The following is a 23,024-nucleotide window of genomic DNA, read 5'->3' on the forward strand; positions in this document are numbered from 1 at the left end:
AATCTTTCACAGAAAAGTATTTAATATCTTTGCGGAGATTTTTCAAATTAAGATAACCGAAAATGAGCATAAAAGAGCTGGTTAAGCAGATTAATGCCAAGAAATCATTTCTCTGTATCGGTCTGGATGTAGACCTCAATAAGATCCCCGAACATTTGCTAAAGGAAGAGGATCCGATCTTTGCTTTTAACAAGCAAATTATCGATGCAACTCATCACCTGGCAGTAGCCTATAAACCCAATACTGCTTTTTATGAGGCTTATGGGATAAAGGGATGGGAATCACTCGGGAAGACCATCAGTTATCTTAATGAAAAATACCCTGAGATCTTTACGATTGCTGATGCCAAGAGGGGAGATATAGGAAATACCAGTGCGATGTACGCAAGAGCCTTTTTTGAGGATATGAATTTCGATTCGGTTACCGTAGCTCCGTATATGGGGAGTGATTCCGTAGAGCCTTTCCTTTCTTTTGAAGGGAAGTTTACAATTCTTCTGGGGCTGACCTCAAATAAAGGAGCTTTCGATTTTCAGACCGGGATCTCGGACGGGAAGGAATTGTATAAAAAAGTCCTCGAAAGATCCAGAGAATGGGAGAATAGCGAGCGTTTGATGTATGTAGTTGGAGCTACCAAGGCAGAATACCTGGCAGATATCCGCCGGATCATTCCGGACAGTTTTTTACTGGTTCCCGGAGTAGGGGCACAGGGAGGAAGCCTGGAGGAAGTCTGCAAATACGGAATAACGGAAGATATAGGCCTGTTGATCAATTCTTCGAGAGGGATCATTTACGCTTCTTCCGGTACTGATTTTGCTGAAGCGTCCAGGGCCAAAGCCGAAGAATTACAGAAGCAAATGGAAGATATCCTGAACAAGCGATAAGGAGCATTGACAAATGAAAGTGATAAAGGATCAGATCTCCAGAACCGTAGAAATACCCGAAAACACTGAACGGATCGTTTCCCTGGTACCTTCTCAAACCGAACTGCTGTATGATCTGGGCCTGGAAGACCGCATTGTGGGGATCACCAAATTTTGTGTACATCCCTTCCACTTCAAGTCTACCAAAACTATTGTTGGCGGAACCAAGCAGGTAAAAGCCGATCGTATTAAGGAGCTAAAACCCGATATCATTCTTTGTAACAAGGAAGAGAATTCCAAAGAAATAGTGGAAGAGCTGGAGAAAATAGCTCCGGTTCATGTTTCGGATATTTTCAGTATTGATGATGCGACCGACCTGATAAAGGTTTACGGCGATATTTTTGATTGCCGGGTTGCTGCCAATAAGATCATCGACAAGATCCGTTTTAACCTGGAGGATTTTAAAAAATTCATGGAATCCCGCCCTTCTCATAAAGTAGCCTATTTTATCTGGAGAAAACCCTGGATGGCCGCTGCAAGGAATACCTTTATTCAGCACCTTCTGGAGCTGAATAAGTTTGAAAATGTCTACGGAGATCGCGACCGTTATCCGGAAGTGGATATTAGTAAAATACGAGAGGAAGGTGATCCCGAACTTATCCTGTTATCATCCGAACCTTTTCCGTTTAAGGACGAACACGCTTTTGAAGTTGGAAGATATACTCATCACGGGAAGACGGTCTTTGCCGACGGCGAATTCTTTAGCTGGTACGGTTCCAGGCTCGTAAAGGCTTTCGATTATTTTAAACAGCTGCATCTGCAGCTGTAAGTCAGTCCTGTAAAACAAAAAACCGATTAAAAAATCGGCTTTAAACTAACTAACTCAAATAATTTCCTGTGGATCGCGAACGACGATGCAAAAGAACAAAGATTGTTTTTTACCCGTGTTAATTTAATATTAGGAATAGATTAATTTACTGTATTTCAGAATAAAAAAAGAAGCTGCCTTAGACAGCCTCTTTGGGTTTAGAATATATATAGGATTAGTTAGATACAATATTTGGGTTAATGAAACCTCCGCACCATAAATGCGAAGGTATCGATTCTAAAAATTGCCCGGATTTTGAGTGATGTTGGGATTGTTGGTTATCTCGTCATCAACTATCGGGAAAATAACCTTATCAGCTCCCGGAGCGGTTGCTGCCCCGCCTCCCGGACGTAAATTCAGGTTATTTCTCAGTAAATCCATTCTCCTGTGACCTTCAAAACAAAGCTCCTTTCTCCTTTCAAGAAGGATCGCATCCAGGTCTACCGAACCCAGATTGGCAAGACTGGCTCTGTTTCTCAGTAAATTGATATCGTTAAGAGGTGTGTCGCCTGTAGTGGTTCCGCCTCTTAGATTAGCTTCTGCCCTGATGAGGTACATTTCGGTAATTCGAAGTACCATTCCGTCGGAAGCATTATTGGTGATATCGGGATATTTGGTGGTAAAGAAAGTATCATTACCTCCCGCATCGGTTGCGGGTGCCGATAAATCATCAAAACGCCTGTCTCCCGGCTCTGCAGCAAAGGCATCTAACAGATCCTGGCTGAAAGGAGCATCGCCCCGTCCACCCGGAGCCGGATTATAGAAATTTACATAAACTTCATCAGAACCTGCAGGCTCCTGTGGCCCGTCTGTAGGAGTATTTACCACTACAAAAACATGCTCCGAAGAAGTTGGGTTGTTATCGTAAAAATCGTAGTTGGGCGCCAGTGAATATTGTCCGGACTGAATAACCTGATTGGCAAAATCTGCGGCCTGAGCCCATTGTTCTCTGTAAAGATATAACCTGGCCAGTAATGCACGGGCAGAACCTGCTTCCGCACGAACCCCGTTATTTTCAGGCAGATCTGCTATGGCCTCCATAAGATCCTGTTCTATCTGTGCATGCACCTGATTTACCGTAGAACGCTCCAGCTGGAACTGAGAAATATCTCCACCTTCAAAAGGTTGCAGTACCAAAGGTACTCCGAGGTTGGTTCCTCCTGATATCTGAAATGGCTGCGCAAAAAGGTTCACCAACTGAAAATAGGTGACAGCTCTTAAAAACTTGGCCTCAGCAACAAACTGGGTCTTGTCCTCTTCGGTTAAGCCACCGGTTACATCGTTAATATCTATAGGCGGTAAATTAACGATCACATTATTGGCCGCTCCTATAAGCTCATAGGCATCCAGCCAGATATTATCTATAGATGTATTTGTGGCCAGCGTTTCAAACTGATCTACCTCCTGAAGGGAAGGGAAACTACCCACGAAATTCACGTTATCCGACATAAAATCGGACATGAGTTGTCCCATTCCGTTCAGGTCTCCACTCTGGTTTTTACTGTATATTCCAACTACGGCACCGTTAATGGTAGCCCTGCTACTGAAAACAGTATTTGTTGCAACATTGTCTTCCGGTATCACATCCAATTGGTTTTCACATGAAATAAATGCCAGGATGCTTACGAATAGAGTTATTATTTTAAATTTTTTCATCGTTTGCTATTTTTTTAATTAAAATGATATTCTGGCACCAAATAAAAATGATTTAGACTGTGGCGCAGTAAAAAATGATTCTCCCTGGAACAACGGATCTATATCGTCTGTTACCTCCGGATCGATACCTCTGAGCTCACTGCCCTTAATAGTAAACAGATTGGTGGCTGTAAGGTAGAATCTGATCCCTGAAACAACATCGCTAAATCCTTTCAATGCATCTTCCGGCAGGGTGTATCCGAGCGTTACGTTCTTCAACCTCAGATAAGACCCGTCTAGTTGTTGTTGTGAAGAACGCTGATTGAACAGGTTAAAAGTAGAACTTGTCGGACTGGGTAAGAACGCATTGTCTCCCGGTTGTCTCCAGAAGTTCAGGTTTTGCCTTCTGATGTTTACTATACCACCAATGGCATCGTTACCATCGGCAAAACGAAGCCCGTCAATAACGATATCGTTCCCGTACGAGTAGTTCATTAATATATTCAGATCAAAATTCTTATAGCGTATGGTATTGGTAATACCTCCCGAAAAATCCGGTAACGGACTTCCGGTCACTACACGGTCTGCACTACTAGGATTGGTAGTAACATTACCGTTTACATCCAGCCATTCGGCATCACCGGTTTGAGAATTTACCCCGATAAAGCGTATCAGGAAGAAATTGTTAAGAGATTCTCCTTCAATAGCTCTTTGTATGGGCCCGTCAATAATACGCCTTCCCTGAGCATCTGTGGCTGCATCATCATTAAGCCTTAACAGCTCATTATCTATAAAAGCAATATTAAAACTGGTGGTCCACTCAAAGTTGTCATTCCGTATGTTTACGGTATTCAGGTCGAACTCCCATCCCGAATTCCTCATTTCTCCGATATTACGGCTAATAGATGCGAAACCGGTTTGTGGCGGAAGGACCTGGTTAAGGAGCAGATCACTGGTCTTCTTATTAAAATAATTGACATTAAAACTGATACGTCCGTCCAGGAATATCGATTTGATCCCCACATCAATGGTCCTACTCTCTTCCCACTTAATATCCGGGTTTTCCGGCTGATTGGGAATTACCCCGGACTCTCCGTTATAATCTCCGATAGCACCGGCGGAAAACAGACCCAGAGACGGGAATGTCCCCAAACGATCGTTACCTACGGTACCTATACTTCCTCTGAGTGAGAGATAGTCAAAGAACTCAAGGTCCTGGACAAAGGATTCCTGTGAAAGTATCCATCCGGCAGCAGCCGACCAGAAATAACCGAAACGATTATTCGGACCGAACCTTGAAGAACCATCCCTTCTCAGGGAACCTTCAAGGATGTATTTCCCCTGGTAATCATAGGATACCCTTCCGAATAGACCGTATAATTTAGAGGGGAATCTGTCGCCGTTAAGCACGGTAGGAGTGGAACCTGAACCGAGATTCCTGAGGTCATCCGTAAGGAAACCTGTAGATGATACATTAGAACGTGTTCTCAGGGTCTCTTCGTAGTTTAATCCTATAAGCGCTGTAATATTGTGATCTTCGGCAAAGGTATCCGTATAGGTAATGGTCTGATTGGTTAACCACCTGTCCTCATTAACAAATATCTGCTGTGCGAGTCCGCCTGGAGTATTGAATTCTGCCTGTCGGACAAATTCTTCCAGGTTGAGTTTATCTACCCCGATTTCGGAGCGCCAGGTTAACTTATCGAATAATTTTACCTCTAAAAAGGCATTTCCGATAAGCCTGAAGGTCTTGAGCTCATCTGAGTTAAGAGCTACACGTGCAAAGATGTTCGGAATAAATGAACCCGACTGGACAAAGTTACCTTCGTCATCAAATGCACGAACTACCGGACTCTGTAAAAAGGCTGTTGTGAAAGGGGCATTAATATTGTTCTCCACTCCAACACGATTGAGTCGCTGATTGGTTACTCCCAGATTCATTCCCGCGCGTAACCAATCATTGATATCGCTATCAATATTAATACGTGCTCCTGTTCTCTCGAGAGTGTTACCAATAATAAAACCTTCTACATCCTGATAGTCAGCTCCGAAAAAGAAAGAGGTTTTCTCTCCACCACCCCGGATCCCCAGGTTGTAGTTCTGAGTAACTCCTGTTCGTTGTACGCCTCCCAGCCAATCGGTTCCGGGATCTCCGATAGCTCCCAGACCAAGCGATTCGGGAGTAACGGTAGTACCTTGCTGAATGGAAGCTACTTCTGCTTTAAACTGACGGAACTCATCGGCGGTTAAGATGTCCGGAACATCGGTAGACTCAGAAAACTGAGTATTTATGTCCAGGTTAACCGTAATTTTAGAGTTCTTACGTCCTTTTTTAGTGGTGATAAGGATTACCCCGTTTGCACCACGGGCACCATAGATGGAGGTTGCCCCTGCATCTTTAAGCACTGTTAACGATTGTATATCGTTAGGGTTGACATATGAAAGGGGGTTGATTCCGGTATTTCCCCCGCGATTTAGTGTATTTGTTTCAGTATCGGTAATAGGTACGCCATCTATAACGATTAAGGGTTGACTTCCCGAGTTAATTGAGTTTACTCCCCTTACCCTGATCACCGCTGCTGAACCCAATACTCCGGATGCATTCACTATCTGGGTACCTGACGTTTGCCCCTGCAATAACTGATCTGCAGAAACTACCTGCAGGTCTTCGATAGCTTCTTCCTTAATAACGGCAACATTCTGAATGATCTTTTTCTCCTGCTGATTTCCGTATCCAATTACAACAACCTCTTCAAGAGCTTGTGCATCAACTGTCATTTGAACATTAATGGTATCGGCTGCACCGATAACACGTTCAGTTCTCTGAAACCCTACATAGGTAAAGACAAGCGTTTGACCTACACTGGCAGTGATGGTGTAATTCCCATCAAAATCGGTTTGAGTTCCTACCGTAGTTCCCTGAACTACAATATTAACACCGATCAGCGGCAGGCCCTGGTCGTCTGTTACGTTACCCGTAATGGTTTTTTCTTGTGCGAATGCCGATGTGAAGCAAAAAGCTATCAACAGCAACACCCCAGTAATTTTTCTCATAGATTAAATTTTAATTTGAAAATTATTTTTGAGTTAATGCAGTTGGGAAAAAGGCAGGCAAGAAGATTCGATAGCTAATCAAATAAATCCAGACTAAATGAGATCAAAGTTTAATGGATTTTAAGGTAAATTTTCTTACGCTGCCTTCATACAATTGCAACCTAAAAAAAGTCAATTTACCTTGCTTTATGGGTGCTTCCTATAATAGTTTACTATCCCCGAAAAAGGTTTACGCAATTTTTACGGATTCCTCGCTGGAGAACTGTTCTATATACTGGGTAGGAGTAAGGCCGGTCTCTTTTTTAAAGGCCTTGTTAAAGGTTACCTTGTTGTTGTAACCTATTTCATAAGCGATATTTATGATGCTGAAGTTTTTATAATGATCGCTTTCAAGAATAGCTTTTGCCTCCTGGATCCTGAATTTATTGAGGAGCTCAAAGAAGTTCATTTTAAAGTGTTCGTTAATCACCTGGGAAGTATTATGCCTGGTAGTGCCCAGTTTTTCGGAAAGGATATCCAGGGTAATATTATTTTCCCTGTATATCTTGGCCTCGTTGAAAAGCGATATCAGGTCGTTCTTTAATTCCTGCGACAGGCTATGGGTAAGCCCTGAGTTCTTATACTTCGGAAGCACGGGAAACGAACCTTCTTCCGAAAGGATAAAGGGTTTGTGAAAGATCCCGGGTTGTACATAGGCAGAATAGCCCACATAAAGTACCAGTAAGGACATCGATATAACCTGCGGATGTATGAGGTAACTGTTATTGATAACCCCGGTAATGATAAGACCGTAAACTATATAGAAGAAGATATAGCTCGTATTAAAGATGATTATATTCTTCTGCCACTTCAGGTTCTGTGCATTTATCCTTTTATGATCCGCCCTGGAAGTGATCTTCATGTAGGTCTTGTAAATAAGATAGCCGTAGACAATCAGAGAGATAGCTTTGGTAACGGTAATGCTTATCAATTCTATATAACTCCTTTCTCTGTTAAGGAGGCGGTTTAATTTTTCTTCAACCGGCAGGGCATAGGCCGATGGGATCATATATGCCAGGAACAATACAAAAGGTAGCAGATGTAAAAGGTCTGCCTTTTTGAAACGGTAGTTTTCCGCAGTACGTTTAAAATAGAAATACAGTAAGGGGCCATATAAATAGGAAAAAGTGGCTGTTATTCTTAATGAATGCGGAAAATTATATTCGAAATGGGTTAGATACAGGCTGATATGAATAATGAAGAGGGAATGCAGAAAAATAAATAAGCCGATCAGCAGATTGGCAATTCTGTCAGTTTCTCTTTTCAGATTGAGCACCAGAGCAATAAAAAGCCCGATAAAACCGGTATACAGATAAAGTAGCGTCCAGATATCGAAGCTGGGCAGGTATCTATCTGCAACTTCCTTGAATTCTGTGGTTTCCTTTATTGTGTCGAAGCGTTCGTTGAAAATAAAGGAGGTATTGTATTCTTTTTTCAGGTACTTTTCCAGAAAATCGGAAGCCAGCGGAGCATCGTTAATAGACGCATAACTCAGCGCTATTTTTTTGGTAGCTTCTATATGATCGGGATTCTTCTGATCGGTCTCCTGAGCCACCTGGGAAAAAAGTTCTATGGCTTTGTGATATTCTTCGCTCTGAAAAAACTTATTTGCTAAAATGAAAACCTCTTTGCTGTCGTCTTGTTCTGCAAACGGAATAGTAAAAGCATTACAATATGAGCAGACAACAATAAGTAATAACCATAAGGATGTTATTTTATTTATTGATCTCATTTTAGCTGGGTTATCTATAGGAAAGTTACTAAAAAAAGAAAAAAAGAATCTTAATGTTATCTTAAAGCCGTAATGCCCGATAATAATTTACTCTTGTTTTTAAAAAAATATGTATATCGAATTAACTGCTTGATAGCCAGTTCTGAAAGGATAGTTTTATATTTTATTAACGTAGATTGATACTTTTTTAACATTTGTAAAAAACCGCGAATATGCGCCTTAAAATTATTGTGCTGTTTACTTTTTTCAGCTCTTTTTTAGTTGCTCAGGATCAGAAATGTAACTGTTGTACCGATAAACATACCGAATTTGATTTCTGGAAAGGCGATTGGGAAACCTATAATCCGAATGGTAAACTGGCGGGAACGAATCTTATAGAAAAAATACAGGGAAACTGCATTCTCAGGGAAAACTGGGTAAGTGTCAATGCCGGATATACCGGTACCAGCTATAATTTCTACAATATGCAATCCGATCAATGGGAGCAGATATGGATAGATAATCAGGGGCAAAGCCTTCATCTTAAAGGGAATCTGAAAGGTAAAAAGATGGTGATGCTCAGCGACAAGATCCCTCAGGCCAATGGGAAATTCACAATTAACAGGGTAAGCTGGACTCCCAACCCGGATGGAACGGTACGTCAGCTATGGGAAACATCCGAAGACGGTACTAACTGGACGGTGGCCTTCGATGGCCTTTATCGAAGGAAAGCTAAGGATAAGTAATGTTCAGGAGAGCATCTGTGTCTTTACTGTCCTTAAAAACATCAAAAGTCTTCCCCTGGGTCCTTAAAGCACCGAGGATATTCGCATACTGAGCAGCTTTTACCGGATCTTTATAGCGAACAAATCCGTAAGCAAGCCCTCCAGCAAAAGAATCGCCGCAACCGGTGGTATCCACTACATTATCTACCTTCATAGAAGCTACAAAGTGTTTTTTTAACTGTCCTTTTTCCATGCTGTATACCATGCATCCCCGGGAATCTAGGGTAACATACAGGAAAGAAACTCCCTTCTCAAGTACATAAGCAGCAAAATCATCGAGATGGGAAGTGTCGTTCTCATCGTAAAGCTCATCTTCTTCATAGGAATAATCCCTGTCGTACCAGGAACACTGCGATTCTTCCAGGTTCATTTTTAAAATATCGATATAGGGCAGCCATTCATCCTTATCACTCCAGTATTTTCTAAACCTCTTTCCACCTTCATTTACAGAAGTGGTGGGGCCATGTGCATCAAAAATAACCCTGGCTTTACTCTTTTCCTTAATGAATTTTAAGGTATCGAGGGAGATCTCAAAATCGGTAATTGGGACAAAAACAAAAGCATCAGAATCCAGAAAAGCTTTTACATCTTCTGGCCCTATCGACTGCATTTTGGAAAGTTGTTTTTCCAGACGGTTATTCTGATCGACGAACTTTAATTCTATGATCGTTCCCCTGTCATTCTCACTGCTGATACCATTCTGATTAATATTCCCGTAGCCGTTAAAAAGCGATGATATCTCTTTATGATCTGCCTGATGTACATGAGAAATAGGGATCACTTCCCCTTCCTTGTCCAACAGCCTGGACAGCGCTATTGCAGGGTGAGTAACACAACCATACTTCCGGATTATTTCATCCCGGTGAGTAATGATCGTATCCCGTGGGATAGGACCTGCTATGGCTATCTTATAAAAACTCATTATCTGTGATCCTGTAATGCAAAAACTCTTCGGAGCAGATCGGTCGTCCTTGAAGAAACTTTATTTCTTATTTGTTTTTCTTCAACCGAGATCATGGTAAATACTCCTTCCAGAGCTTCCGTGGTAACATAATCCGTAAGATCGGGATTTACTTTGTTAAATACAATGGGTAAATTATTATAGCGGGTAATCAGGTTCTTCCAGATCTGATCTGCACCGACTTTTGTAAAAGAATTTTCTATAACCGGATGGAATTTGTTGTACAGCGCCTGGGTAGTTCTGTTCTCCAGATAAAGGGTAGCGGCATTATCATCTCCCAAAAGAATGTTTTTTGCATCTGCAAAGGTGATCCCCTTAACAGCGTCCACAAAAATAGGCGTTGCTTCCTTAACGGCATCTTCCGCCGCCCTGTTAAGTACCTTCAGGCCTTCATCTGCTAATTTACTCAAACCTACATCACGCAGGGTTTTATCTACTTTCTTAAGCTCTTCCGGAAGCAGGATCTTTACCAGTTCGTTCTTGAAGAATCCGTCTTTCTGGGTCAGTTTGCTTACTTGCCTGTCAATTCCTAAGTCAAGTGCCTGTCTTAAACCTGAGGCTATTTCTTCATTTCCAAGCCCGCCCTGGGGCAACTGATTTACCACATTCTGCAATTCATCACAGGAAGTAAAAAATAAAAGAGCGAAAACAATGAAAATCTTTTTATGCATATTTGGCTTATATTTAAATGTTGATTCAAAATTAAGCTTTTATGTTAAGAAAATCCTTTATGAGCCTGGCTTTTTGTGTGTTCTGCCTTCTGTGCAGTTGTCAAAAAAAAGAAGCGGAACCCGAAACAGCTGAACTTCCGGAAGGGCAGTATCTTGTGGTACTCGGAATAGCTCAGGATGCCGGTTTCCCTCATATTAATTATCCCGAAGAATGGGAGGATGTTTATAAAGGGAACAGGAAAAGACAACTGGCAACCTGCCTCGGTCTTGTCGATACAAAGCAAAAGCAAAAATGGATCTTCGAAGCCAGCCCCGATATGCCGCAACAGTTGCATAACCTGGAAGCAAGGCATCTCAAAACCGAAAACCTGACAGACGGAGTGTTTCTCACTCATGCTCATATAGGACACTATACAGGTTTAATGCATTTTGGAAGGGAAGCTATGGGAGCCAACCGGATTCCCGTATATGCCATGCCGAAGATGAAAAGCTTCCTACAGGAAAATGGCCCCTGGAGCCAGTTGGTAAAGCTTAATAATATTGAGATCAGGGAGCTTGCAGATGAAACCCCTGTAGAACTGAACCAAAGCCTGAAGGTAACCCCATTTCTGGTACCGCACAGAGATGAATTTTCAGAAACGGTCGGATACAAAATAGAGGGCAGGGAAAAAACAGCGCTCTTTATTCCCGATATCAATAAATGGAGGATCTGGGAGAAAGATATCCTTGAGGAAGTAAAAAAGGTAGACTATGCCTTTCTGGATGCAACCTTCCTGGAAAACGGAGAAATACCTAGAGATATGAATGAAGTGCCTCATCCTTTTATAGAGGAAACTGCCAAACTTTTTGAAGATCAGCCTGCTGAGGTAAAATCGAAAGTGGTGTTTATACACTTCAATCATTCGAATGGAGCTCTGAACGCTTCAAATCAAAAAAGAAAAAGCCTGGAAAAGCAGGGATTTCGCTTTGCAGCGGAAGGCGATATTTTTGATTTGTAAAACATTAAAAGATATTTAAAATTCTACCGATTTCATTGCTAATTTCGTAAATTGCACCACCAAAAAAGAGACTTCATTAACAATGGAACAAATAAAACCCTATAAGCCTAATAATAAAGTAAGAATTGTAACTGCAGCATCGCTTTTTGACGGACATGATGCGGCCATCAATATTATGCGAAGGATCATACAGTCGACCGGAGTGGAAGTTATTCATCTCGGGCATGACAGAAGTGTGGAAGAAGTGGTTAACACGGCTATTCAGGAAGATGCAAATGCCATTGCCATGACCTCTTATCAGGGAGGGCACAATGAGTATTTTAAATATATGTATGACCTGCTTAAAGAAAAAGGAGCAGAGCATATCAAGATCTTCGGAGGAGGAGGAGGAGTGATCCTTCCGGAGGAGATCAAAGAATTGATGGATTACGGGATTACCCGTATCTATTCTCCGGATGACGGAAGAGAACTGGGATTACAGGGAATGATCAACGACCTGGTACAACGTTCCGATTTTCCGATCGGTGACCAGTTGAACGGAGCAGTGAACCACCTGGCGGAAAAGAAACCTTCGGCTATTGCAAGGCTGATCTCATCGGCTGAGAATTTCCCGGAAGTTGCCAAAGATGCCCTGGAATCCATTCATAAGAAAAATAAAGATTCAAAAACACCTGTGCTGGGTATTACCGGTACGGGAGGAGCTGGAAAATCGAGCCTTGTCGATGAATTGGTAAGACGTTTTCTGATAGACTTCCCTGAAAAGACCATCGGGCTTATCTCTGTCGATCCTTCCAAAAGGAAAACAGGAGGAGCATTACTTGGAGACAGGATACGTATGAACGCCATTAATAACTCAAGAGTATACATGCGTTCCCTGGCAACGCGCCAGTCTAACCTGGCTCTGTCTAAATATGTTTCTGAAGCTGTTGAAGTACTGAAAGCTGCAGAATACGATCTGATCATTCTGGAAACTTCCGGGATCGGGCAATCGGATACCGAAATTTTAGAACACAGCGATGTTTCCCTCTATGTAATGACACCCGAATTCGGGGCGGCTACACAGCTGGAAAAAATAGACATGCTGGATTTTGCAGATCTGGTAGCCATCAATAAGTTTGATAAAAGAGGATCTCTGGATGCGTTAAGAGATGTAAAGAAACAATACCAGCGAAATCACAATTTATGGCATTCCGATCCGGAGAGTTTACCGGTTTTCGGCACCATAGCTTCTCAGTTCAACGATCCGGGAATGAATACGCTTTATAAGGCTATCATGGATACGATTGTTGAGAAAACAGATGCAAAACTGTCTTCGGACTTCCATATTTCCAAAGAAATGTCCGAAAAGATCTTTGTGATCCCTCCAAGCAGAACACGTTATCTTTCGGAGATCTCAGAAAATAACAGAGCTTATGATAAGACCGTGAACGCTCAGGTAGAAGTTGCCCAGAAGTTATACGGGATCTGTAAGACCATAGAGTCGGTTACAGGAGTTGTCCCTCAGTTAGACAAAAGCGGAATTACCGCAAATACGGAGCAAGCCGAAAATAAGGACCTGGTAAGAATGCTGCTGGCCGAGTTTGACAGAGTTAAGTTAAATCTGGACCCCTATAACTGGGAAGTGATCATCGGTTGGTCTGAAAAAGTAGATAAATATAAAAATCCCGTTTACAGTTTTAAAGTAAGGGATAAGGAAATCAAAATAGAAACACATACGGAATCCCTTTCTCATACGCAGATCCCAAAAGTGGCTTTACCAAAGTACCAGGCCTGGGGAGATATTCTGAGATGGACCCTTCAGGAAAATGTTCCCGGAGAATTCCCGTATGCATCCGGACTTTATCCGTTTAAAAGAACAGGAGAGGATCCTACCCGTATGTTTGCTGGGGAAGGAGGACCGGAAAGAACGAACAGACGTTTCCACTATGTAAGTTTGGGAATGCCGGCCAAAAGGCTGTCCACGGCTTTCGATTCTGTAACTCTTTACGGAAATGACCCGGATCACCGCCCTGATATTTATGGGAAAATAGGAAATGCGGGAGTATCTATCTGCTGCCTGGACGATGCCAAAAAACTGTATTCCGGTTTTGATCTGGCACACCCTATGACCTCGGTGAGTATGACCATAAATGGTCCGGCACCGATGTTGCTCGGTTTCTTTATGAATGCAGCGATCGATCAGCAATGTGAGATGTACATCAAGGAACACGGGCTGGAAGCAGAAGTAGAGGCGAAGATCAAGAAAATATACAAGGATAAAGGAATAGAAAGACCAACCTATAACGGAGAATTACCGGAAGGTAACGACGGTCTTGGGCTTATGCTTTTAGGTGTGACTGGAGATCAGGTGCTCCCTGCAGAGGTATATCAGGAAATAAAGACAAAGACCCTTAGCGCGGTAAGAGGAACGGTTCAGGCCGATATCCTGAAGGAAGATCAGGCGCAGAACACCTGTATTTTCTCTACTGAGTTTGCCTTAAGGCTGATGGGAGATGTACAGGAATATTTTATTGAAAGGAATGTAAGGAACTTTTATTCGGTCTCTATTTCGGGTTATCATATTGCAGAAGCAGGAGCTAATCCGATAACGCAGCTGGCACTTACACTGGCAAACGGCTTTACCTATGTGGAATATTACCTGAGCAGGGGAATGGACATCAATAAATTCGGTCCGAATTTATCTTTCTTCTTCTCTAATGGGATCGACCCTGAATATGCGGTAATAGGTCGCGTAGCGAGAAAAATATGGGCTAAAGCGTTAAAATATAAGTACGGGGCCAATGCCCGTGCTCAGATGCTGAAATATCATATCCAGACCTCGGGACGTTCGCTTCATGCCCAGGAAATCGATTTTAACGATATAAGAACTACCCTTCAGGCACTATATGCCATTTACGATAACTGTAACTCTCTGCATACAAATGCATATGATGAAGCCATTACCACACCTACCGAAGAAAGTGTGAGAAGAGCAATGGCCATACAGCTTATTATAAATAAGGAATTAGGGCTGGCCAAGAATGAAAACCCAATCCAGGGATCCTTTATTATTGAAGAACTGACAGATCTTGTGGAAGAAGCTGTTTTGTCTGAATTCGACAGGATCACGGAAAGAGGCGGAGTATTAGGAGCGATGGAAACTATGTATCAGCGTTCCAAAATACAGGAAGAGAGCCTTTATTATGAGACCTTAAAGCATACCGGAGAGTTCCCTATTATTGGGGTAAATACTTTCCTGAGCTCCAAAGGCTCTCCAACGGTGATCCCTGCTGAGGTGATCCGGGCAACCGAAGAAGAGAAGCAATTCCAGATCACTACCCTGCAGAATTTACATAAGGCGGGAGCAGATCAGACGGTTGAAATATTGGCGAAAGTTCAGGAAGCTGCCATTCAGAACAAAAATATCTTTGAAGTTCTGATGGAAGCTACCAAAATATGTTCTTTAGGTCAGATCACTTCTGCTTTATTTGAAGTAGGTGGTCAGTACCGAAGAAATATGTAGAGAAAAAATAGACTACAAATATCAGGTTCCAAACTCCAAAAGTATGATCATTACGTACACGGAGTTTGGAATTTCTATTTTTTGGATGGTATGCACAAAAAGAAACCCTGACATTTCTGCCAGGGCCAACCTTTACTTACTTTATGAAAAAACGGTTATTTAGTTACTTTCCCGGAGAAACCTGAGTGGATTTATTCATCCATTCTATAAATTGCTTTCTAAACAATTTGGTTTCTTTTCTCAGCATATTTAAAAAAGCCACCTCTTTAAGTTTACTGCGTTCGAGTCGATCACAATTTTCCAGGATATTAGCCACTACTTTTTTAATGAGCTGGCTTCTTTTTAGTCTGAGTCTGTAAACATTCGTGTTGGCTGCTGCTGCTACATTTGAAGTAAGCATTACAGCATCCGAAATCAAATAATCTGCATAATAATCTCTAAGGGCACTCTGCTTGTCATAAGACGGTTCTTCCTTATTTTCAGATGTATAGGAAGCCAGAGAGCGACATAATTTAAAGATCTCAATTGACTTGAGATATAGTGGCATCTGCCTTATATTATTTTCCTTAGAAACTATCATCACGCTTTTGAATATTCAAATTTACATCGATTTTAAAGCTATTTACCTTTTAATTTTAAAGTAAAATGATATTTTTACTATTAAATTTAAATGGAAGATTATTTTATTTTTTAAAATGCAAGTATGGATCAGTTAAATTGGCAAATATTAGAATGTTTGCAGGAAAATGCACGTCAATCTTTTGCGGAAATCGGTAGAAAAGTGGGACTTACGTCGCCGGCGGTTGCAGAACGGGTAAAAAAAATGGAAGATAACGGTGTGATCACCGAATACAGAGCTTTTGTATCCCCGATGGAAGTTGGGTATCAATTGAAGGCTATTGTAACCCTGAGCGCATTTATGGGAAGGTTAAAACCTTTTCTGATCAAAGTAAAGGAATTCGAAGAAGTCATTAACTGTTACAGGGTAACCGGAAATGAGAATGTGATCATGGAAGTGGTACTGAAAAATCAGTTGCACCTGGAAAAATTTATTGACGAACTGCTTCATTATGGAGAAACCAAGACTCATATCGTACTTTCCGACGTGATAACCAATAACGCGGTGAAACGAAGTAAGAGCTAAGCATCTCTCCTGTAAAAAAGATTTTATTACTTTTAAAGCAAAACCAATTATATGCTGAATACAATAGAATATACGGTTACGGCCATAGTCTGCCTGATCACGGCCTTTGTTATTCAGCGTATTTATTTTAAGGAAAAGAAAAGGAATGCCACTGCCGAATCGGTTAAGGGAATTAAATGGTTTGGCCTTGCTATTTTTTCCTGGGGAGCGGGAGCGCTTCTGAATTTTATCCTTGTGGCGCTTAACGGAGTTGCCGCCGACCATAAATTCATTATTTATTTCGGGGTACTGATCTCCCTTCTAAATTCCCTTTTTATCCTTCTTTCTATTCCTTCCATAGAACACAGCAGAAAAAGACATATTGTTATCCGTATCATAGAACGTTTTTCTGAGCGAGAGGTCTTTCTCATTTTCGGGAGCATACTTATGATGATCGCTTTTGTGTTCGTAGCAGTTTCCTATGTAAATGAAACGGCTAATAATTCCTATATCTGGCTGATAGATATCCCTATTTCTCTGGTAGTTGCCTATGTATTGCTTCAGGAGTTGAATAAAGCCTTCTCCAACAGGAAAATGCGCTTTATGTACCTACCTTCCTTCGGATTGTTCCTGCTGATAGTCATTGCAGTAACCCACAGAATAGTCCCTCAGGAAGAAATAGAAGGTTTTCTGGACGTGGGTATATGGAATCTCATTGGGGTGATAACAGCGGTATCATTTAAATTCTTGTTTATCCTGCTCTTCTCGATCCTCCTGTACAGTTGGAAATTCCTTTCCGAAAAGGAGCAGCAACAAGGCGAATTGGAACGCCTTGGGAAAGAAAACCTGGAACTGGCCGCCAGCAGGGAGAACAATCAACTTACTATTGAAAGTCATCTGGATACCATAAAAAGCTTAAAGAAGAAACTTTCCGACAGTGAAAAGGAGGTAGAGAATTTAAGAGAATCTTCAAAAATTGAATTTTCAGATCGGCAAAAAGAAGTGCTGGGCAACCTGGGGCTATGCGGAATGCAAAAATCCTATACGGAGATCGCCGAGGAGATGCATATCAGTGTAGACGGTTTGCAGGCGCATATCCATCAGATCAAGAAACTGCTGAGTATAAGCGGAGCAGGAGGGAAAGAGCAACTTATAGCTTATGCAAAGAACAACGATCTTCTGCGTTTTGCCTCTATACATTGCGAGGATAAATAAAAATACTTTCCTTCAGTACTTAAGTATATGTTTAATCATTTTGCTTAAAAAAAACACCTATGCTTAATCTTTGGTCTTAAGCAGATTAGTGGAATCTTCGTCCGAAACTAAAAACTTTTCAGGATGAAGAAATTAGCATGCCTGTCCGTTTGTTTGTTATTCTCTTTTACCTCCTATGCACAGGAGACGAATACTCTGGACGATCGTATTAATGAAAATTTCCGGGCAGCCACTCAGTGGTTTGTCGATGGCATTTTTGCCGAAATACCCATTACTAACAGTGTTGGGATCCCCTGGGTTCTTATTGTGCTTATTTTGGGGGCCAGTTACTTTACACTTTATTTTAAGGGGATCAATTTAGGAGGATTCAGGACTTCCGTCAACATCATCCGCGGAAAATATGACGAACTGGAAGATGAAGGAGAGGTAGAGATCTCTGAGGATGTTATTTCTGCTTCCGGAGACCATCCCGATACTGTGAGGGTGGAAGGTCATCACGGAGAGGTGAGTCATTTTCAGGCTCTGACTGCTGCTTTATCGGCTACTGTCGGTCTGGGAAATATTGCAGGGGTTGCTATTGCATTATCTATCGGAGGGCCCGGAGCTACCTTCTGGATGATCCTGGTGGGAATGCTGGGAATGGCTTCCAAATTTGTAGAGTGCACCCTGGGAGTTGCCTATCGTGAGATAGATGAGAACGGAGTGGTTTACGGAGGCCCGATGTACTATCTGAAGAAGGGTTTAAGGGAAAAAGGGTTTGCAAAACTGGGAAAAGTACTGGCCGTGATCTTCTCTATAATGTGCATAGGAGGTTCTTTCGGGGGAGGGAATATGTTTCAGGTAAACCAGGCTTTTAAATTATTCGAATATGTGACCGGAGCAGAGGAGAGTTTTATTTATGGTAAAGGATGGCTGTTCGGTCTTCTGATGGCCATTTTCGTGGGGATAGTAATTATAGGCGGAATAAAGAAAATTGCAAAAGTTACAGATAAGATCGTACCGGCTATGGTGGTCATGTACGTCATAGCGGTACTCGTTATTCTCGGGGTCAATTATCAATCAATACCGGATGCTTTCCGGGCGATCCTAAATGGTGCTTTCAGCCCGGAGGGTATTGCCGGTGGTTTTGTGGGAGTATTGATCCAGGGATTTAAAAGAGCGGCTTTTTCCAATGAGGCCGGAATAGGCTCTTCGTCCATAGCCCATTCGGCCGTTAAGACCAGGTATGCTGCCAGTGAAGGGCTGGTGGCACTCCTGGAACCTTTTATAGATACGGTAGTCGTATGTACGATGACGGCCCTGGTACTGATCATAACAGGACAGATAGAGATCGGCCGGGTTATATCCGATGAGCAGGGTGTCATCCTTACTTCTAATGCGCTTGCCAGCGGGATCTCCTGGTTTCCGTATCTGCTCACTCTGGCGGTGGTGCTCTTTGCTTTCTCCTCTATGATATCCTGGTCTTATTACGGGTATCAGGCCTGGTCCTATCTTTTCGGAAGGGGTAAGCGTACCGAATATACCTATAAAGTAATTTTCTGCCTCTTTGTAATTGTAGGTGCTGCGGCGAGTTTAAATGCAGTAACAGACTTTTCCGATGCTATGATCTTTGCTATGCTGGTACCGAATATGATCGGTTTGTTTATCCTGACGCCCAGAGTAGCTCAGGAATTGAAAAAATATAGAAAAGCAATTAAGGTCATAGATTGAAAATTTTGTAAATTTATAAGTAGGAAATGCATCTTTTTTTCATTTGCTGAGTCTTATATATGAACACAAAAAATTTGAACAAATGAAAAATAAAAATTGTAACTGCACCTGCTCCTCCTGTGTGGAAGGACAGTGCCAGAATTGTAGTTGTGTTGAATGCAGCTGCTCAGGATGTAATTGCTAAAGATTAAAATAAAACAATTGAAGAACAAAGCCGCTTTTAGTGGCTTTGTTTTGCTTGTAATACGAGATAGTTATGACTACTTCAGCTATTTGGGATTCTTATGCGGATGATGTGAGAAGGTTTATTCTGAGCAGGGTTGGAAATGAAAGCCAGGCAGATGATCTTCTCCAGGATGTTTTTACCAAAATTCACCTGAAGGCAGATCAGTTAAGGGATGATTCCCGGATGAAATCCTGGATATTTACCATTGCAAGGAATACCGTTTATGACTTTCTGAAGAAAAACCGCTTTGAGGAGGAATTACCCCAGGAACTACCCGATGAAGTGACTGAGGAAAAGAACACCCATACAGAAAAGGATTGCCTGCCGGGAATAATCAGGTCCCTTCCAAAGAAATACAGGGATCTTTTGTTTTTATCCGATATAAAGGGAATTAAACAAACAGCTCTGGCAGAACAATTCGACCTTCCTCTTCCAACCGTAAAATCAAGAATACAAAGGGCACGGAAAATGATAAGCCAGAGTTATATGGACTGTTGTGATTATAAGCTGAATGCAGAAGGAAAACTGGTAGGAGAGATCAAGGAAAAGGAAAACTGTAAAATGTGTAATCACTAATTTAGCAGTATTAAACAGAAGATATGCTGATTGACAAACTGGCCTGGATCGAATTAAAAGATCAGAAGATATTGAGTACTCTGAGCAAAGGGAAGGATAAATTTTATATCCCCGGAGGCAAAAGAGAAGAAGGCGAAAGTGATACGGATGCCCTGAAAAGAGAGATAAAAGAAGAATTAAGCGTAGAATTGGTGGATGATTCCATTCAGTACCTGGAGACTTTCCAGGCACAGGCCCACGGGCATGCAGAAGGTGTGGAGGTTAAAATGACCTGTTATACTTCCGATTACCGGGGAGAGTTGAAACCCGATTCGGAAATAGAGCGTATTGTCTGGCTTAACTTTAAGGATATTGATAAAGTATCGCCCGTAGATAAAATTATTTTTCGCTGGTTAAAAGAAAAAGAATTATTAAAATAATTCGAATTCTTTTTTTTGGCGGGATTTTTGATACATTAATAGCGGTAATTTTGGCCTGGATCGGTGGAGCGGGTAGCCGGTTACCGTATAACTAAAAATGATAAAACTTCGGAACGTGAAAATATTTCTCTACGCTATTTCAATTTGCTTCTCTACTATTGTTTACGCACAGGAATTCAGAATACATAAGGGCCAGGTAATAGATTTTGTTGCCATGGTAAATGACTCCCTTAAGGAATCCTATTCTATTTACCTTCCAAAGAGTTTTGATGAACAGAAAAAATGGCCGGTTATCTATGTATTCGATCCGGAGAAAGACGGGAAGAAAGGAGTAAGTGCGTTTTCCGAAGGTGCGGAGAAGTTCGGATATATAGTTGTTGGTTCCAACAATATAGATGACGGTTCGCCTCAGCTTAATTTCAGAGCTTTTCAGAGGTTATCAAAAGAAATATCAACCTTGTTCCCTATTGATGAATCCGGAGTATATGTAGCCGGTTTTTCCGGAGCGGCCAGACTGGCTTCTTCTATCGCTATATTATCGTCAAAAATAAAGGGCGTCATTGCCTGTAATGCAGGTTTTAGTTCTGCATATCAACCCAGAAAAAACACTTTTTCCTTTGTCGGAATAGTGGGAGATACCGATTTTAACTTTGTAGAACTTCAGAATACTGTTGCTTTCCTGAAGCGGAGAAAATTTGAGGCAGAACTTTTTGTATTTGAAGGGGAACATGAGTGGCCTCCTAAATTCTATCTCACCAAAGCAATTGGTAGCCTGGAGTTAAAAAGAATGACCAAAGGCGAGAAAGAGAAAGATGAGACGTTTGCGAAAACGCTATACGAAGAGGACTACCGAAATGTACAGAGCCTGATCAGCAAGCAGCAACCCACCAGGGCCATAGAAGAACTCGACAGAATGAGAACGAGTTACAGGTTTTATTTTGAGGTGGATAGCCTGAAGAATAAGGAAAGGAGTATTAGAAGGACTCCTATCCTGAGAAAGAAAATATCATCCGAAAGGCAGGCTTTAGCAGAAGAAAGATTACGCAGACTGGATTATATAGATATATTTTCTGAGGATATCGACACTATTTTTATGGATAACCTTGGGTGGTGGGAGAGTGAAATAAAGATCCTGGATGAACTGATCAAAGGTGAGAATAAAGAAAAGCAGAAAATGGGGAAACGCCTTAAAGACCTGCTTTATCAACTCGGAACTGAAACGGCTGAAGGACTCGATGCTGGCAAGTATAAGGAAAAAGTGCTCTATCTGCAGATCTTCAGAACGCTGGCAGATCCTAAGGCATATGATGCCTATTTAAAGATCATGGTCCTGAGTTCCAGGGATCAGAACTTTGATATGGCACTTTATTATACCGAAGAACTTCTGAAGAACGGTTTTAAGGATAAGGACAAACTTTATGAAGAACAGGGAATGTCCTTGCTTCGCATTCAACCAGAGTTTATCGAACTGATCAGGAAATATCTTTAATTAAAGCTTTGGAGGGTCACCTTTTTATAGGGGATCTCAACATCTTTATCCCTGTTTCCTAAACGGATAAACAGACTTTCCTTTTTATCGGTTTTTTGCCTGAGGTATTCTTTAAGCTGGCACCAGTCGTCAAAACGATCGGCAGGCTTTTTATCAATAAAACTTATTTCGTCCATCAGATTCAGAGCCCCTGAAAAAGGCTCTCCGGACCTTATCTGAATGATCTTGAATTTCCCTTCTACCGGATAGATGCGAACCCCGTAAGATGTTTCCAGCTCAGGATCTGTTTCTTCGGGATTGCTCAGGATATACTCTCTTTTTAGCGAGTTGATGATGAGGTTATACTTTTTAAAATATTCCAAACCGATCCGGGCTTCGTATTTTAAATAGCGGGTAAAAATAATTTTGGGAGCAACAGAAAGTTCTCCTCCCGAATATTTTAATTTTTTATTTCTGTGAATGGTATAGGTCGTATCTATATTCCCAAGGCCGGTTACCGACAGAGAGGAAATGCCCACTTTCTTTTCTATTTCACTGCTTCTCAACAGGCTTCCCTTGCGTAGGATATTCACTTTCAATTCTCCGGAAAAACCAGTGTCTACTTTGGTTCTAAGCAGGGTTCCGTCTACTCTAAAGTTAATAATGGTGCTATTGTTGGAAGATATGTTTGTTTTAATTCTTTTACCTTCTTCACTAAAAGGCTTTAAAGAAATAAACATTTTTTGTTGCTTAAAATCGATCTTCCAGTTTACGATATTGATGATGGAAGCTCCGATAATTCCATCAACCGGATCACATGGAAAGAATTTTTTGGTATCGATAAGATATGCGCTTGCTTTGGAAAAGGAAAACTCACTTATCTCGATTTGCTTTACTCTGGCTGTTCTGACATAAGTCCTGTTGTTATTCCCATCAGTAATACGAACGCGTTTTCTGAAAGATACTTTACTGCGTTCTGCGAATTCCTTGTTAAAGCAGCTGTGCGTGGCGCCATTATCAAAAATAAACCGGCCTTCAACTCCGTTTACCTTTGCTTTGATCACCATCAGCCCTCCCACATATTCAAAAGGGATCTCATAAACATTATTTTTCTTGTCCTGAACATAGGAATACGCGGTAAAAGATGAAAAATAATTTACCGTAACCAGTAGCAGAAGAAGGTAATATCTGTTCATTAAAGAT

General features: G+C 41.5%; 18 protein-coding genes. 11 read left to right on the top strand and 7 right to left on the bottom strand.

Going from position 1 to position 23,024, the window contains the following annotated elements:
- The first annotated feature begins 62 nt into the window (after positions 1–62).
- Together pyrF and GWK08_RS18350 are read left to right on the top strand one after the other, a co-directional pair.
- On the top strand, positions 63–881 hold the full coding sequence (pyrF, locus tag GWK08_RS18345; RefSeq protein WP_163608695.1) for an orotidine-5'-phosphate decarboxylase: 819 nt from the start codon (positions 63–65) through the stop codon (positions 879–881).
- 13 nt (positions 882–894) lie between these two features.
- Positions 895–1,689: an ABC transporter substrate-binding protein gene (locus GWK08_RS18350; protein ID WP_163608696.1), complete on the top strand. Its 795-nt coding sequence runs from the start codon at positions 895–897 to the stop codon at positions 1,687–1,689.
- 276 nt (positions 1,690–1,965) lie between these two features.
- Here GWK08_RS18350 and GWK08_RS18355 read toward each other — a convergent pair whose 3' ends face one another.
- The 3 genes from GWK08_RS18355 to GWK08_RS18365 form a co-directional block, all read right to left on the bottom strand.
- Positions 1,966–3,384, bottom strand: coding sequence for a RagB/SusD family nutrient uptake outer membrane protein (locus GWK08_RS18355; protein WP_163608697.1), 1,419 nt, complete (start codon positions 3,382–3,384; stop codon positions 1,966–1,968).
- A gap of 18 nt (positions 3,385–3,402) precedes the next feature.
- Positions 3,403–6,417, bottom strand: a complete 3,015-nt coding sequence (locus GWK08_RS18360; protein WP_163608698.1) for a SusC/RagA family TonB-linked outer membrane protein — start codon at positions 6,415–6,417, stop codon at positions 3,403–3,405.
- A 229-nt stretch (positions 6,418–6,646) separates the two neighbouring features.
- The gene (locus tag GWK08_RS18365; RefSeq protein WP_163608699.1) at positions 6,647–8,188 is read right to left on the bottom strand and encodes a helix-turn-helix domain-containing protein; all 1,542 of its coding nucleotides are present in this window, start codon (positions 8,186–8,188) and stop codon (positions 6,647–6,649) included.
- A gap of 212 nt (positions 8,189–8,400) precedes the next feature.
- Here GWK08_RS18365 and GWK08_RS18370 point away from each other — a divergent pair, with 212 nt between their 5' ends.
- Complete coding sequence (locus tag GWK08_RS18370; RefSeq protein ID WP_163608700.1) at positions 8,401–8,913, top strand: hypothetical protein; 513 nt, start codon at positions 8,401–8,403, stop codon at positions 8,911–8,913.
- Here GWK08_RS18370 and GWK08_RS18375 read toward each other — a convergent pair.
- Together GWK08_RS18375 and GWK08_RS18380 are read right to left on the bottom strand one after the other, a co-directional pair.
- Positions 8,900–9,874, bottom strand: coding sequence for a carbohydrate kinase family protein (locus GWK08_RS18375; protein WP_163608701.1), 975 nt, complete (start codon positions 9,872–9,874; stop codon positions 8,900–8,902). The genes GWK08_RS18370 and GWK08_RS18375 overlap by 14 nt on opposite strands.
- On the bottom strand, positions 9,874–10,584 hold the full coding sequence (locus tag GWK08_RS18380) for a DUF4197 domain-containing protein (protein ID WP_163608702.1): 711 nt from the start codon (positions 10,582–10,584) through the stop codon (positions 9,874–9,876). The genes GWK08_RS18375 and GWK08_RS18380 overlap by 1 nt, the downstream gene beginning before the upstream one ends.
- Positions 10,585–10,625: 41 nt before the next feature.
- On the opposite strand from GWK08_RS18380, the gene GWK08_RS18385 reads away from it, so the two are divergent.
- Both GWK08_RS18385 and GWK08_RS18390 read left to right on the top strand, forming a co-directional pair.
- Complete coding sequence (locus tag GWK08_RS18385; protein WP_239524957.1) at positions 10,626–11,582, top strand: MBL fold metallo-hydrolase; 957 nt, start codon at positions 10,626–10,628, stop codon at positions 11,580–11,582.
- Positions 11,583–11,664: 82 nt separating this feature from the next.
- On the top strand, positions 11,665–15,084 hold the full coding sequence (locus tag GWK08_RS18390; RefSeq protein WP_163608703.1) for a methylmalonyl-CoA mutase family protein: 3,420 nt from the start codon (positions 11,665–11,667) through the stop codon (positions 15,082–15,084).
- Positions 15,085–15,247: 163 nt separating this feature from the next.
- Here GWK08_RS18390 and GWK08_RS18395 read toward each other — a convergent pair whose 3' ends face one another.
- Positions 15,248–15,631, bottom strand: coding sequence for a hypothetical protein (locus GWK08_RS18395; RefSeq protein WP_163608704.1), 384 nt, complete (start codon positions 15,629–15,631; stop codon positions 15,248–15,250).
- A gap of 156 nt (positions 15,632–15,787) precedes the next feature.
- Here GWK08_RS18395 and GWK08_RS18400 point away from each other — a divergent pair, with 156 nt between their 5' ends.
- From GWK08_RS18400 to GWK08_RS18425, 6 genes are all read left to right on the top strand, one after another.
- On the top strand, positions 15,788–16,228 hold the full coding sequence (locus tag GWK08_RS18400; protein ID WP_163608705.1) for an Lrp/AsnC family transcriptional regulator: 441 nt from the start codon (positions 15,788–15,790) through the stop codon (positions 16,226–16,228).
- 51 nt (positions 16,229–16,279) lie between these two features.
- Complete coding sequence (locus GWK08_RS18405; protein ID WP_163608706.1) at positions 16,280–17,422, top strand: hypothetical protein; 1,143 nt, start codon at positions 16,280–16,282, stop codon at positions 17,420–17,422.
- Positions 17,423–17,545: 123 nt separating this feature from the next.
- Complete coding sequence (locus GWK08_RS18410) at positions 17,546–19,132, top strand: alanine/glycine:cation symporter family protein (protein WP_163608707.1); 1,587 nt, start codon at positions 17,546–17,548, stop codon at positions 19,130–19,132.
- 256 nt (positions 19,133–19,388) lie between these two features.
- Positions 19,389–19,934: a sigma-70 family RNA polymerase sigma factor gene (locus GWK08_RS18415; RefSeq protein WP_163608708.1), complete on the top strand. Its 546-nt coding sequence runs from the start codon at positions 19,389–19,391 to the stop codon at positions 19,932–19,934.
- Positions 19,935–19,957: 23 nt separating this feature from the next.
- Complete coding sequence (locus tag GWK08_RS18420; RefSeq protein WP_163608709.1) at positions 19,958–20,353, top strand: NUDIX hydrolase; 396 nt, start codon at positions 19,958–19,960, stop codon at positions 20,351–20,353.
- Positions 20,354–20,468: 115 nt separating this feature from the next.
- The gene (locus GWK08_RS18425; RefSeq protein ID WP_163608710.1) at positions 20,469–21,842 is read left to right on the top strand and encodes a hypothetical protein; all 1,374 of its coding nucleotides are present in this window, start codon (positions 20,469–20,471) and stop codon (positions 21,840–21,842) included.
- Here GWK08_RS18425 and GWK08_RS18430 read toward each other — a convergent pair.
- Complete coding sequence (locus GWK08_RS18430; protein WP_163608711.1) at positions 21,839–23,017, bottom strand: retropepsin-like aspartic protease; 1,179 nt, start codon at positions 23,015–23,017, stop codon at positions 21,839–21,841. The two genes, GWK08_RS18425 and GWK08_RS18430, sit on opposite strands and share 4 nt — an antisense overlap.
- Positions 23,018–23,024: the final 7 nt, after the last annotated feature.

The organism is Leptobacterium flavescens (genome assembly GCF_010671605.1).
GTDB classification, from domain to species: Bacteria; Bacteroidota; Bacteroidia; order Flavobacteriales; family Flavobacteriaceae; genus Leptobacterium; species Leptobacterium flavescens.